Genomic DNA, 15,641 nt, shown 5'->3' with positions numbered 1-15,641 from the left:
ATATTTATATAATTTGAGATAGCTTTAATTTTTTTGTTTTAATATAGTAAATTTATTTTAATACATATCAGTTTTAAAAATCAATTGCTTGACCACTTAAATTTTAACTTCGATATAAACCTAACAACAGTAGATGATAACATAATTCCAAATGCAATTGCACCACCAATTGATAATGTAAGTATACCTTTATTTAAAGCATCATTAAAATTATTCTCAACAATATAACTTATAGTACTATATGCTGTTATACCTGGTACTAATGGAAATATACCTGGTATATAAAACATTGATGCTGGAGTCTTTTTTTTACGAGCCATAAATTCACTATATATATTTACAGCAAAAGCTCCCCAAAATGAACTTATTACCTGGCTACTTGTTATTTCAAAAATAATACTATAAATTATCCATCCAAAAGCACCGGCAATTCCTGTCCATATTATTTTTCTTCTATCAATATTAAATAATATAACTGGAAATACACTTCCTAAAAATGCAAGCATTGTCATTTTAATCAACATATAAATTACATTCCTTTCAAATAAATAATTAATGATGTACCTATTCCTGCACTCACCGCTATAATAACAATCATAGCCTCAAAAAATTTTGCAACACCAGATGAAAAGTCACCATAAAGAATATCTTTTATTCCATTTGTTAAAACAACACCTGGAAGAAGTATCATTATTGCACCTGTAATTACATTATGTTTATTAATTGAACTAATGAGCATTTCAGATAATATACTCCCCCCTCCTATAAGTAATCCTGACAAATAAAACTCCAAGAATTGAAAAAATCCCAATTCTGAAATCTTTTCAAGTATTACGTATGTAATTAAACATATTATTATAGATGAGATTCCATCTAATAAAGACCCATTAAAGAAAAGTGTATAAATAAATCCTGTCATACATGCCGCCATTATTCTTACAGATAAAGTAAACTTAGGAGCCTTTTTAATATCGTCTAATATCTTTTTAGCCTCCTCATATGATAATGACTTTTCACAAATTTGTCTTGAAAATGAATTTATTAACTCTATTCTATATAAATCTACATGTTTTTTATTTACTTTTTTCATTGAAGTAACCTTATCAACTCCTGATTGCTCTACTGATAACAAAAGACCATTTGACATTGACAAACATTCTCCTGTAAAACCATAAGCTTCACATATTTTTACCACTGTATCTTCTATTCTATATGTTTCAGCACCATTAGCTAACAATATTTCTCCTGCTGTAAGTGCAATATCAATTACATTTTTCAATTCCATAAGAAGCTCCCTAATTATAATAATACAAATTTTATACTTCTATATAATAATATAGCAATTAAGAGACTTATATCAATAAATATTTATTATAAATACGTTTCTAACTAAATACTATTAATTAAAGAAATACTATATTTATAAAAATTATATAAAATATCTTTAATTATCTTTTTTCTAATCTATAAATTCTATTTAATAAAAATCCCTTGTTTCAAAACGTAAAATTAGGATAAGGCATTATATTTTCTACAATACCTTATCCTAAAAATCAAGCTATATAATACTACATTACTTCTATAACTTTTGATACCCACTTGCAAAGATTTGCTGAAGCTTTTTGAGCTGTTTCTACAACTCTTTGGTGTGAATGTTTAACTTTTTGTATTCCTGTTGCCATATTAGTTATACATGCTATTCCTAACACATCAATTCCTAAATAATTAGCTACTATTGTTTCTGGTACCGTTGACATACCAACAGCATCTGCTCCATGTCTTCCTATCATTCTAACTTCAGCAGCAGTTTCATAGTATGGTCCCATAAATCCTGCATAAACGCCTTCTTTATATTTTATATCTAATTCGTCTGCAACCTTCTTAGCCTTATCGATAAGATCTATTTTATATGGTTCTGACATATCAGGGAATCTTGTTCCTAATCTTTCATCATTTAATCCTATTAAAGGATTCGTTCCAAAAAGGTTTATAAAATCGTTTATAATCATTAATGTTCCTGGTTCAAAATCTGTATTTATTCCACCACAAGCATTTGTCACAATAATCTTTTCTATTCCCAATTTTTTCATTACATATATAGGATATGTTACTTCTTTCATTGTATATCCTTCATAGTAATGAAATCTTCCTTGCATTAATAACACTTCTACGCCATTAATTTTACCAAATGCTAACTTTCCTTCATGACCTTTTACTGTAGATACAGGAAAATTAGGAATATCTTCATAAGATATATATTCAGTATCTTCAACTACATTAACTAAATCACCTAAACCTGAACCTAATATTACTGCAATTTTAGGTTCTCTATTTACTTTGCTCTTTATGTAATCTACAGATTCCATTATTTTATCGTACATAAAATTCCCTCCATTTTCTATATTTAATTACAAGTTAATTTTATAGTTCAAAGTTAATATCTATTAGAAAATAGTATATATAATTCCATATATAAAAAATCATTAAAATAAATAACTTTTATTTGCTTTTTTAAAATTCTTATACTTCTTATATATATTAATGTATTAAGAAAAATTTTAATCACATATATACTAGAAATCATAATTAGAAATAACTTTTAGACTATAAATTAATTACATATATATTACAATATATCCAAAAATAAATCTATATTATGCTTTGATTAATAACTAATAGATATCTATATTATATATAATCTTATAATCTGTAAAATAATATACTATAACTTTATTATTTTAACAAACCTCTTTTTACCAATTTTAATTATATCTTCGTTTTCTATTTGAGTATTATCAAAATTAGTTACCTTTTGGTTATTTATTTGGACACCACCTTGATTTACTAATCTTCTAAATTCATTATTAGAGTCTATTATTCTATTTTTCACAAGAACTGTTCCAACTTTTTTTAATGTATCACATTCTGAAGACACTGTTAATTCTGGTACTATTTGAGGTAAACTTCCTTGCTTAAAGACTTGTTCATAGTAGTCAATAGCATACTTAGTTTCTTTATCTGTATGATATAAATTAGTAATAATTTTTGCTAATTGAAACTTAATATCTCTTGGATTTTTTCCTTCTTTTAATTCTTTTTTTATTTCTTCAATTCTATCTGGATGTTCATCTGTTGCTAATTCAAAATATTTTATAATAAGATTATCTGGAACTTCCATTACCTTTTTAAACATTACCTCAGCTTTTTCATCTACACCAATATAATTACCTAAACTTTTACTCATTTTTTCAATCCCATCTAAACCTTCTAATATTGGCATAAATATTGCTATTTGTTGCTCCATTTCTATATTTTTTTGAAGAGTTCTTCCCATAAGAATATTAAACGTTTGATCTGTTCCTCCTAATTCTATATCAGCCTTTAGCTTAATAGAATCATACCCTTGCATTAAAGGATAAAAAAACTCATGGATTCCAATAGGTGCATTATTACTATAACGATTTTTAAAGTCATCTCTTTCTAACATTCTAGCAACAGTTGTTGTTGCAGCTAACTTTAATACTTCTTCAAAGCTTAACTTTGATAACCACTCACTATTAAATTTGATTTCAGTTTTCTCTTTATCCAATACTTTTAAAATTTGTTTTTGATAAGTTAATGCATTTTCTAAAACTTGTTCTTGAGTTAATGGTTTTCTTGTTTTTGATTTACCTGTTGGATCTCCTATTTTACCTGTAAAATCTCCTATTAAAATAACAGCCTTATGACCTAAATCTTGCATTTGTTTTATTTTTCTTAAAACAACAGCATGCCCTAAATGTATATCTGGAGCACTTGGATCTAATCCTAGTTTAATTATTAATGGTTTATTTTCTTTTTCTGATTTTATAAGTTTTTCTTTCAATTCATCAATACTTATAATATCTGCTGCTCCTTTTGATATAATTTTAATTTGTTCATCAATTGTTTTTTTCATATCTTTTAACTCCTTATATTTTAAATTTTATATAAGCAAGCTCTATAAGATTCAATATGCAATAAAAAAAGTCGCTAAGTGACTATGGAACATGGATTTTTTAGCCATGCACACTTTCCAAACATAGTGCAGGAATAATGGTGCGGCATATGATTATTTTTTATTCTTTAGGGGTACTTATCATAACTTTAAAATATTTTAGAATTTATCCTCATATTATTTAATAATATGATTCCTTAAAGAATAAAAAACTCTCGTCCTTTATATATAAAGGACGAGAGTATATCTCGTGTTACCACCCTAATTTATTAATCACTCACATAATTAACCTCTTCAAGTACGCCACATATGGTTATACTTTAGCACTATAACGGGTGCAGGGAACCGTCATCACCTACTTAGAAAATTTCTTTTCAGTTTGAAGCTCTAAGATGTATTCAAAATCAGTATCCATGCACCTCTCATCGACCGGTAACTTTCTGTTTGGTTTAACTAATCTCTACTTGTTCTTTTCATTGCTTTTTATTGAAAATCTCATACTCCGAAATATAATAAATTATAAATCTTAGTTATGCGATATATATTAAATTATTTATAATTATAGTTAAGTAACATTTTTTTGTCAAGTAAAAGTTATTATTTCCCATGTATTATTTATAATATACCTCATATACTGCAGATTAACATTATTTTAAAATACAATCTTGAAGTATTTTACGGTTAATTTACTATATATTTGATAGTTAATTTAAATGCAAAAACCAACTACCCTAAAATTGAATATAGTAATCCCGTAAAAGGATTAACTTATAATCAACTATTAAGGTAGTTGGTAGAAACGTTCAACCTATTATGAACTTATATAAGTTAATATTACACATTTTAATGATTATATTTTATTCTCTCGCTACCGCCAAATTTGTTTTATTTATTATTAATAATGTTAAATGGTACTATAAAAACTTAATATAAATATTATATTTAATAAATATATTAATTTTAAACTATAACTTTAATAAATTAAGTTTCTCATCTTTTATTCTATTTACATTATAATAAACTTTTTCCATATCTATGTTAGTAAAAATACCATTTTTATATACAACATTACCATCTATCATTGATAAACATATATCACTTGCTTGTGCAGAATAAAATATGTTTGCTAATACATCAAATGCTGGTTGCATATGAGGTTTATCAAAATCATATATAATGATATCTGCTCTATTACCAACCTTAATGCATCCACACTCTTCTCTACCTTGTGATGCAGCACCATTTAAGCAAGAAATCTTTAATATATCTTTTTGTCCTAAAAATAATGGATCATTATTAGCTCCTTTGTGTAATAATGCTGCAAGATTAACTTCCTCTAACATATTAAGATTATTATTACTTGCTGCACCATCTGTTCCAATAGTAACATTAATATCATGTTCTAACATTGTTTTTATTGGTGCTATACCACTTCCAAGTTTTAAATTACTTGTTGGACAATGTGACACTGTAACTTTATTTTCTTTAAGTATATTAAAATCATCACCTTCTAAGAAAACACAATGAGCTGCTGTTGTTTTATTTTTAAATGTTCCACATTTAAAGAAATATTCTGCTGGTGTTAAACCATGTCTTTCTTTACAAGCTTGTTGTTCTTTTGCTGTTTCTGAAAGATGAATATGCATATTCATATTAGCTTCATTACAATATTCAGAAATTTGTCTAACTACTTTTTCTGTTGAAGTATACTCAGCATGAATAGAAACATCTCCTCGTATACGATCATGCACAGATGTTTTTACATAATTTCTAATAAATTCAGTATCTTTATATGATCTATCCTTAAAATAATCTTCATTATCATCAAATTTAAGATATGAATTTGAAATATTAGCTTTTATACCTGTTTCTTCAATAGCTTGTACTAAAGTTTCAAGACGAGAATACATATCAGTAAATGATACAACTCCACTTTTAATCATTTCACTAATTCCTAATAAAGTTCCCCAATAACAATCTTCATCAGTAAGTAAAGCTTCAAATGGAAAGATTTTTTCTTGTAACCAACGTTGTAATGGCAAACCTTCTCCATATCCTCTAAGTAATGTCATAGGGACATGACAATGAGTATTGAAAAAACCTGGCATCGCTACTTTATTTTTTCCATCATATATTTCACCATTATAAGCTTTAGGTATTTCTGATCCAATATACTTAATCTTATTTCCTTGAACCAATACATTGGTATCTTTAATAACATCATAATTTTCATTAATAATTGTAATATTTTTAAATAACATAATAAGTATCCTCATTTCTTTTTTTATTTGCGGTAGCGGCTACTTATAATTTTAATTATATTAACAAAAAAAATTAAATATTTCAATAACATTTTTTGTTATTTTAAATTTATACTTTTAGATTAAGACAAATCAAAAAACAATATACTAGTATACTAATCTATTTTGCATCAACAAATTTAGCTAATAATTCTCTATTAACTAAACTGATTTCTTTATCTTACGCAGAATAATATATACTTCCTCTTTAAACTCTTATTTTCTTTCATATGCCTGATTTTATTATTATTCTTTTAAAAGTTTTTTAAGTTTATTTTGAACCAACCATAATTTTTTTTGCTTTCTGTTGTAAGCAACCATTCTATTCTTATTATTTTTGTTTTCATCTAATAATTTTATATATTCTTCATCTGCAATTCTTAATGCATCTTCAATAACTAAAAGTTCATCCTTAGTGAACATAATATCTCCTCCTTTTAATAATTATGTTAAATTTACTTGAACATTATAACATAAATTATATTTTAAGGCACATTAAAGAAATTAATAATAATACATCTATATTAATATGCTAAATTTACTTAAAATATATAATATAACTTAAGACTTCGCCCTTATTGTAGACATTAAAATTATACGGAGTATAATTAATATATAAATTATACATAAAGGAGGGGTTGTATATGTCTTACTCTGACTACCATATGCATTGTCATTATTCAGCAGATTCAACTACACCCATGATAGATATGATAAAAAAATCAATAGAATTAGGACTTAAAGAAATTTGTTTTACCGATCACATAGATTATGATGTGCTTGGAAATCCTAATGTAAAAATTGATTATGACAAATATTTAGAAGAATTGGAATTCTATAAAAATAAATATTCCAATAAAATTTCTATAAAAAAAGGTATCGAAATGGGACTTCAAAGTCATATTCTAGAACAATGTTCTAAAGAAATTCATGAACATGACTTAGACTTTGTTATTGGTTCAATACATACAATAGATAGATTTGAATTATGTACTGGAGACTTTCATAAAGGTAAAACTCAATTTGAAGTATATGAAGGATATTATAAAACTCTATTAAATATTGTTAATTCTTTTATAGACTATTCAGTTTTAGGACATGTTGATTTAATTAAAAGATATGGAAACTATGATACTATTTTAGATGATAGTTTATTTAATGACTATTTAGAATCAATATTAAAAAAGGTTATTGAAAATGGTAAAGGTATTGAACTTAATACCTCTTCATTTAAATACAAATTACCTGATTTAACACCTTCTACAAACATACTTAAAATGTACAAGCATTTAGGTGGAGAAATAATTACTGTTGGATCTGATTCTCATATTACTTCTCAAATTGCAACTGAATTTCCATATGTTCATGATGTTCTTAGAGAAATTGGATTTAAATATGTTTGCAGATTTAATAAAATGAAACCTGAATTTATAAAATTATAATATTTTCTATTAATTTTATAAAACAGCATAAATCTATACTTTTAAAAAATATCTTTTATATTGGTTCTTTCTAAATTTAAAAGATATTTTTTTATATCTATTCCACCTGAGTATCCAACTAATTTACCATTTGCTCCAATTACTCTATGACAAGGAATAAAAATAGGAATTGGATTTTTATTATTTGCAAGTCCTACTGCTCTTGATGCCTTTTCATTACCAGTAGATTTTGCAACTTCTTTATATGTACAAGTCTGACCATATGGAATAAGCGTTAATGAATTCCAAACCTTCTTCATAAAATCAGTTCCTTCAGGATTAAGTGGCAATGTAAATTTTTTTATATCTCCTAAAAGATAATTTTTCAATTGAGAGTATGCTTCTTTTATAAGCTTAGTTTCTGCCAAATTAAAATTATCTATTAATTCTATTCTTTTAAAATACAGATTTGTAATGGCATTTCCATTTTCAGCAATTCCTATTTCCCCAATCTCTGTTTGATAAAAAAATATGTTTTTCATCCTATCATCTCCTTTTATAACATATAAAAAAAACACCAAAGTCACTGTGAACTGTCTATTTTTACACATCTAGGTTTTCAAACGTATGTGAGAAAAATCTGGAGGTTTAACTATTCACCCTTTCCAAACCTAGTGCAAAAATAATGGTTTTGCATATCATTATTTATTCTTGCCTTAAAGCACATATACAACCTAAGAATAAATCAAACTTTATTAAGTGTCAATTTATATATTTATCTGAGTGCATATCTTAAGATATACCTATGAAAAGCTTGTGAAAACGAGTATATAATGATTAGATATTTTTCATATTTACCTGAAAAATACATAAAAATATGTGAAGCAGATACATTTGATTTTTAAATTTATATTTTAATGCAATCTCTTCACATATTTCTTATTTAATTATTTTACATTATTATTTTCTTCATAACTTTCTGTATCAACAAGTACATAAGATGTATTAGCTGGTACACTAATTTTTCCGCCTTCTACTTTACTTAATCCTTCTACTCCTGCTTTATCTTTATTCACTACAATTGTCCAATTATTATCTGGTAAAGTTATTTCAACTGGTTTTGAATTTGAATTGAATATAACTGCAATATTCCCCCAGTTATCACCTACCGCTTTACCATCTAAAGTATATGCAACAACATTATCTTCATTGAAATCTTTTCCTTTTTCTAAAAACTTAAGGTTTTGTTGAATATCTTCAGTTTTACCCATTCTAAAAGCTTTATGTGATTTTCTTAGTTCAATTAACCCTTTGTAATATTCATATAAATTTCTATATTTTTCTATTCTATTCCAATCTAATTTATTAACTTCATCTGAAGACGTATAACTATTTTTATTAAGACTTCCATCTTCATTAACTTTTGTTCTGGCAAACTCTTCTCCTGCTTGAATAAATGGAATACCTTGTGATGTAAACACAACTGCTGCTGCAATCTTATTCATATCTTGTAATTCTTTATCTGATTTATTAGGTTCAACAGTTTGTAGCCTATCCCATAAAGTTAAATCATCATGACATGATACATAATTTATTGCTTGATAAGGTTCATTTGCCCATGGTTTTTTTGAATAATTTACTCTTCCATAATCTATATTATCATGTTTAGTTGATCCCACTATTCCAAATTTTACCCAATCTTCAAATCCTGGTTGTCCATTAATAAATGCTGGTTCAATATCATTAAATACATTTCCTTTTAATCCATCTCTTATATCATCACTAAACATACCTATTTGCATTTTTCCAAATTCAGATGCATTAATTTTTAATGATTGTTTCTTTTCTGGTAATGCACATGGGCCACCAGCCCATCCTTCTCCATACATTAATATATCTTTATCAATTTTATCTAACTCATTTCTTATTTGTTTCATAGTTTCAATATCATGATTTGCCATTAAATCAAATCTAAATCCATCAATATGATACTCTTCTATCCAATATTTAACTGAATCAATAATAAGTTTTCTAGCCATTGAACGATCTGATGCCACTTCACTACGACAACCAGAACCATTAGAAAAATTTCCTTCTGCATCTTGACGATAATAATAATCTGGTACAGCTAAATTAAGCATTGAATTTTGGCTTGAATCAGTATGATTATAAACTACATCCATAATAACTCTTATGCCTTGTTTATGGAGTTCATTTACCATTTCTTTAAACTCTTTTATTCTAATTTTTCCATCATAAGGATTGGATGAATATGAACCCTCTGGAACATTATAATTCTGAGGATCATATCCCCAATTAAATTGTGGTACATTAAGTTTAGTTTCATCCACTGATGTATAATCAAAACTTGGCATTAATTGAACAGTATTCACTCCTAATTCTTTTAAATGAGCAACTCCTGTTTTAATATCTCCATCTGGAATTGTTGTGCCATCTTGCCAAACACCTTTATATTTTCCTCTATATTCCAAATTAATTCCTGAATTTTCATCTATAGATAAATCTCTAATATGCATTTCATAAATTGTAGCATCTGTTGGATTTTTAAGTTCTGGTCTTTTATCATTTTCCCATCCAGATGGATTTGTTGACTCTAAATTAACTACCATTCCTCTATTTCCATTCACTCCAACTGCTTTTGCATAAGGATCTGTAACTTCATTTTCTTTTCCATTGATAGTTACTAAATAATTATAATAAACTCCATCTAAATCTCCATTTTCTTTAGCTGTCCAAATTCCATTTTCACCTTTAATCATATCTAATGTTTTTTCAACTGGTGAACAATATGATTTTCCATCTTTTCCATAAAGAGCTACCTTTACATCACTTGCAGTTGGTGCCCATAAAATAAAGTTTGTTTCATTATTATTATAAATTGCTCCCAAATTTCCATCATATGAATATAAATTTTCAAATTCCTTACTTTCATATACTTTTCTTAAATCAGCATTTTTCATTCCATAACCAGGAATCTCTAAAGAGTATATCTTTTTTAAATCTATATTTTTTTTGAGTTTAATGCTACCTTTTACTCCACTTTTATCAAGATCAATAGAATATAAATCCTTACTGATAACGATACCATTTTCCTTTAAAATAAAATTTTCAACATTAAAATTTTCAACATTTAATTTAAAATTAATCTCATTAATTGAATCAATTTTCAAAGAAGTTATTCTATTTCTTGCTTGATCATCAATATTCATATAAACCTTTTCATCACCATCAAGAATATATGCATTTATTTCTCCCTTATTATTTGCATATGCTAAATCTATACTTCTATCTTTATCTATATCCTTAGATGTCCAATTATCTTCACCTTTTCTTATTATAAAAGATATTTCTTTTTTATTGTTTTCATTTGATTTATTAATTTCTGCTACCTTACCATATTCATCTTCTTTAGTAAATTGATAGCCTTTTGCATCATTGTCATCACACCAAGACCATACATCCCATGAATCATAGTTTTTATCATTTCTACAATAATGTAAATTTAATTTTATATTGTTATAATGTCTATTAAGTTCTTTATCTTCTCTATTAACTCCTTTTTTTTCTTGATTTATAATAATTTCTCTATCTCCATTATTTAAATCTATTACTTCATCTCCAGTAGCTTTTTCATCCCAATTACCTTTTCTAATAATAAAAAATAATTGATTCATTTTCTTATCAGCTTTTATAACTGTAAACTTTCCATCAATGTCTTCTCCACTAAAAGTAGCCATTTTTCCTTCTTTGTCTTTTTCCCAATACCATACGTTCCAATCATTATAATCTCTATCCACTCTGTTATATCTTATCTTTAGATAAACTGTATCATTTGTTTCGCTAGCTTGTACTTTATTAATTGGTATTTGAATCATTGTAAACATAAACAATATTACCAACATACTTGCTATAAAATTCTTATTTTTTTTCATAATATATACCTCTCTTCTGTAAATATTTACATTTAGATTGTATCATTTTTTATAGTTTTTAAATATTGTAATTTTTTACAAATTTTCGATTATGTTATAAATATTTTAAATTAAGTATATATCCTATTTGTATATTTTATATAAAATTATATGTAATCTTCAATAAAGTTTCTTCATTAATATAAATTTTAGAATATTTATAAATAGTATTTACTTATTAGTATAATTAGGAACTTATAGAAAAAATTTAAAAAGACTATCTCAAAAAACATATTAATTATGTATTTGAGATAGCCTTTTTATTATTCTAAATATATAAATTTCATTAAAGTTTATTCCATTATATAAATATATAAGAGGTATCATATAAAGAATTTACTATATACGAAAATTATTTTAATTTTACTAATAACTCACCAGTCTTAACTTGTTGACCTTCTTCTACAAAAATACTTTCAACAGTACCATCACTAGTAGCTACAATATTAGTTTCCATTTTCATAGCTTCTATAATAACTAGACTTTCGCCTTCTTTGACTTCTTGCCCTTCTTTAACAAGTATCTTAATAATATTGCCTGGTATACTTGCACCTATCTCTAATTTATTTGAAGGATCAGCCATTTTAGATATGCTATCTAAACTTAAAGCACTTGTAGCTCTTTCAGTCTTATCTTTTATTTTAATTTCTCTTCTATTTCCGTTTATTTCAAAATCTAAAGTTCTGTATCCTTCATTGTCTAATTTACCTATTTCTATCAATTGGACAATCATTGTTTTACCTTCAGCAACTTCAATTTCACTTGTTTCACCTTCTGATAATCCATGGAAGAACACATCACTTCCCATTCTGCTTACATCACCATATTCTAATACAAATTTTATAAACTCTTCAAATACATCTGGATATAATGCATAACTTAATAAATCTTTCTTTGATGGATTATATTTATATTTTTCCTTTAAATATTTTTCTATTTTATCAAAATCTTCTGAAGGTAATAATTCTCCTGGTCTAACTGTTATAGGCTCTTCTCCCTTTAAAACAAGTTTTTGAAGTTTTTCTGGGAATCCACCTTCTGGTTGACCCATCATTCCTTTAAAATATGATACTATTGAATCTGGGAAAGCCATATTTTGTGCCTTTTCATATATGTTTTCTGGAGTTAAGTCATTTTGTACCATGAATATAGCCATATCCCCAACCATTTTTGATGAAGGAGTAACTTTTATTATATCTCCAAGCATGTCATTTACTATTTTATACATCTTTTTAACATCATTAAATTTATGTCCAAGTTCAAAGCTTTCAACTTGTGGTTTTAAATTTGAATATTGTCCACCTGGTATTTCAAATTTATAAATTTCAGCACTTCCTGATTTCAAATCTGATTCAAATTGATCATAAACTGGTCTTACAGCATTCCAATAATCAGATATTTTTTGAATTTTCCCTAAATCAATACCTGTATCTCTACCTGTATTTTCAAGTGCTGCAACAATAGAATTCATCGCTGGTTGACTTGTAAGTCCTGACATACTATTAAATGTTGTATCAATAATATCTACTCCTGCATCTGCTGCCATTAAAACAGTTGCTACACCATTACCTGTAGTATCATGTGTATGAAGATGGATTGGTATTGAAATTTCATCTTTTAATGCTTTTATAAGCTTTTTAGCAGCATAAGGTTTAAGTAATGCTGACATATCTTTTATAGCTAAGATATGTGCTCCCATCTTTTCAATTTCTTTAGCTTTATCTACATAATATTTAAGTGTATATTTATCTCTATTAGTATCTAAAATATCTCCAGTATAACATAAAGCGACCTCTGCTACCTTATTACACTTTAATACTTCATCTAATGATACTTCTATTCCCTTTAGCCAATTAAGAGAATCAAATATTCTAAATATATCTATTCCACTATCAGCAGATTCTTTTATGAATTCTCTTATAACATTATCAGGATAGTTTTTATATCCTACAGCATTTGCTCCTCTAATAAGCATTTGGAACATAACATTAGGTATTCTTTTTCTTAATTCTTCAAGTCTTTTCCATGGACATTCTTTTAAAAATCTATATGAAGTATCAAATGTAGCTCCACCCCACATTTCAAGTGAGAATAAATCATTTCCATATTTAGCTGTTGCCTTTGCAATATTTATCATATCTCTACTTCTAACACGAGTTGCCATTAGAGATTGTTGTGCATCTCTCATAGTAGTGTCAGTAAGTAACAGTTTATTCTGATTTTTAATCCATTTTACAACTCCTTCTGGACCTTCTGAATCTAATATTTGCTTTGTTCCAGCTAATCCATCTAAAGTTTTTATTTTAGGAATTACAGGAACATCATATTCTCTTTTTATTCCTTTAGTTTCATTTACTATTTTCTCTCCAGTAAATTTTAAAATTCTATATTCAGAATCAGTTCTTGGATTTATATCAAATAATTGAGGGTTTTCTGATATAAAATTAGTATCGCATTCACCTTTTTTAAATTGTTCATTATTTAATACATTTATTAAAAAATCTACATTAGTTTTAATTCCTGTAATAGTTGTTTCTTTAATAGCACGTATAGATTTTCTAACTGCATCTTCAAATGTCCTAGAATATGAGGTTGTTTTCACAAGTAAACTATCATAATATGGACTAATTACAGCTCCACTAAATCCATTTCCTCCATCGAGTCTTATTCCAAATCCAGATGAAGTTCTATACACATCTATCTTTCCTGTATCTGGAGAAAAATTATTTGATGGATCTTCAGTTGTTATTCTACATTGAATAGCATACCCTCTTGGCTTTATATCATCTTGAGAATATATTCCTATTTCTTTAGAATTTAATTCATACCCTTGTGCTATTAAAATTTGACTTTGAACTATATCTATTCCTGTAGTCATTTCAGTAATTGTATGCTCTACTTGTACTCTTGGATTCATTTCTATAAAATAATGATTTCCATGCATATCTACTAAAAATTCCAAAGTTCCTGCATTTCTATAATTTACATGTTTAGCTATTTTTAATGCATCTTGACATATTTCTTTTCTTTTTTCTTCTGTTAAAGATAATGCTGGACTAATTTCTATAACCTTTTGATGCCTTCTTTGAATAGAACAATCTCTTTCATAAAGATGTACTATATTTCCATGTTTATCTCCAAGAATTTGAATTTCAATATGTTTTGGTCCTTCTATGTATTTTTCGATAAACATATCATCTATACCAAAAGCTTTTTTAGCTTCATTTTTAGCATTTTTAAAAGCTTCTATAAGTTCTTCTTCTTTTCTTACTATTCTCATTCCTCTACCGCCACCACCAGCAGCAGCTTTTATCATAACAGGATAACCACACATATTTGCAACATTCTTTGCTTCTTCTTCATCTATTATTGGTTTTTCAATTCCTGGTATAACTGGAACTCCAACGTTTTTCGCTACTATTTTTGATTTGATCTTATCGCCTACTTGCTCCATCATATCTGATGTTGGACCTATAAACTCTATACCTGCCTCTTCACATCTTCTTGCAAATTCAGCATTTTCTGATAAGAATCCATATCCTGGATGTATTGCATCAACATTTTTCTTTAATGCAAGACTTATAATTTCATCAATATTTAAATAAGCCTCAACAGGTCCTTTATTTTTACCAATTTGATAAGCTTCATGAGCTTTAGTTCTAAAAAGAGCACGTTTGTCTTCTTCTGAATATATTGCTACTGTTCTTATTCCTAGTTCATGACAAGCTCTAAAAATTCTTATTGCAATTTCTCCTCTATTAGCAACTAATACTCTTTTAAATTTTTTCCCCAATAAAATACACTCCTTTAACGCTTTTTAATTTAGTTATTAATATAATTTATAATTACAAATAAACTAAATATAAAAATTATAGTTTAAATCATTATTAAACCAATCTTATGTTTAATTAAATAATAATATACAAATTATAGCACATTCCTTGCAATTTAA

General features: G+C 26.6%; 10 protein-coding genes, 1 riboswitch and 1 other annotated feature. Of the genes, 1 reads left to right on the top strand and 9 read right to left on the bottom strand.

The genetic code is table 11. From position 1 onward, the window contains the following. Positions 1–80: 80 nt before the first annotated feature. The 6 genes from KYD98_RS04975 to KYD98_RS04950 all read right to left on the bottom strand — a co-directional run bounded on the left by KYD98_RS04975 (position 81) and on the right by KYD98_RS04950 (position 6,699). The gene (locus KYD98_RS04975) at positions 81–524 is read right to left on the bottom strand and encodes a threonine/serine exporter family protein (protein WP_219778495.1); all 444 of its coding nucleotides are present in this window, start codon (positions 522–524) and stop codon (positions 81–83) included. Positions 525–529: 5 nt separating this feature from the next. Next, positions 530–1,285 carry a threonine/serine exporter family protein gene (locus KYD98_RS04970; RefSeq protein WP_219778494.1) on the bottom strand — a complete coding sequence of 252 codons (756 nt, stop codon included), beginning with the start codon at positions 1,283–1,285 and terminating at the stop codon, positions 530–532. Positions 1,286–1,568: 283 nt separating this feature from the next. Continuing rightward, a complete protein-coding gene (locus tag KYD98_RS04965) occupies positions 1,569–2,381 on the bottom strand; it encodes a purine-nucleoside phosphorylase (protein WP_219778493.1) in 813 nt (270 codons plus the stop codon). A 341-nt stretch (positions 2,382–2,722) separates the two neighbouring features. Continuing rightward, a complete protein-coding gene (tyrS, locus tag KYD98_RS04960; protein WP_219778492.1) occupies positions 2,723–3,937 on the bottom strand; it encodes a tyrosine--tRNA ligase in 1,215 nt (404 codons plus the stop codon). Between the two features lie 267 nt (positions 3,938–4,204). Beyond that, positions 4,205–4,462: a binding site (T-box leader), on the bottom strand. Positions 4,463–4,727: 265 nt separating this feature from the next. Further along, positions 4,728–4,823, bottom strand: a riboswitch (purine riboswitch). Between the two features lie 118 nt (positions 4,824–4,941). Continuing rightward, a complete protein-coding gene (locus KYD98_RS04955) occupies positions 4,942–6,237 on the bottom strand; it encodes an amidohydrolase (RefSeq protein WP_219778491.1) in 1,296 nt (431 codons plus the stop codon). 285 nt (positions 6,238–6,522) lie between these two features. Continuing rightward, complete coding sequence (locus KYD98_RS04950) at positions 6,523–6,699, bottom strand: hypothetical protein (protein WP_219778490.1); 177 nt, start codon at positions 6,697–6,699, stop codon at positions 6,523–6,525. A gap of 221 nt (positions 6,700–6,920) precedes the next feature. Here KYD98_RS04950 and KYD98_RS04945 point away from each other — a divergent pair, with 221 nt between their 5' ends. Beyond that, complete coding sequence (locus KYD98_RS04945; protein ID WP_219778489.1) at positions 6,921–7,718, top strand: histidinol-phosphatase HisJ family protein; 798 nt, start codon at positions 6,921–6,923, stop codon at positions 7,716–7,718. A gap of 41 nt (positions 7,719–7,759) precedes the next feature. Here the strand turns inward: KYD98_RS04945 and KYD98_RS04940 are convergent, their stop codons facing one another. From KYD98_RS04940 to KYD98_RS04930, 3 genes are all read right to left on the bottom strand, one after another. Further along, on the bottom strand, positions 7,760–8,239 hold the full coding sequence (locus KYD98_RS04940; protein WP_219778488.1) for a methylated-DNA--[protein]-cysteine S-methyltransferase: 480 nt from the start codon (positions 8,237–8,239) through the stop codon (positions 7,760–7,762). A gap of 405 nt (positions 8,240–8,644) precedes the next feature. Further along, positions 8,645–11,650, bottom strand: a complete 3,006-nt coding sequence (gene pulA, locus KYD98_RS04935; protein WP_219778487.1) for a type I pullulanase — start codon at positions 11,648–11,650, stop codon at positions 8,645–8,647. A gap of 391 nt (positions 11,651–12,041) precedes the next feature. Continuing rightward, positions 12,042–15,482 (bottom strand): pyruvate carboxylase, encoded by a 3,441-nt coding sequence (locus tag KYD98_RS04930; RefSeq protein WP_219778486.1) that lies wholly within the window; start codon positions 15,480–15,482, stop codon positions 12,042–12,044. Positions 15,483–15,641 lie beyond the last annotated feature (159 nt).

Origin of the sequence: Clostridium weizhouense (assembly GCF_019431045.1) — a bacterium.
GTDB lineage: Bacteria > Bacillota > Clostridia > Clostridiales > Clostridiaceae > Clostridium > Clostridium weizhouense.
Note: the sequence above shows the minus strand (reverse complement) of the source record. Positions and strands in the feature narration are given on the sequence as shown.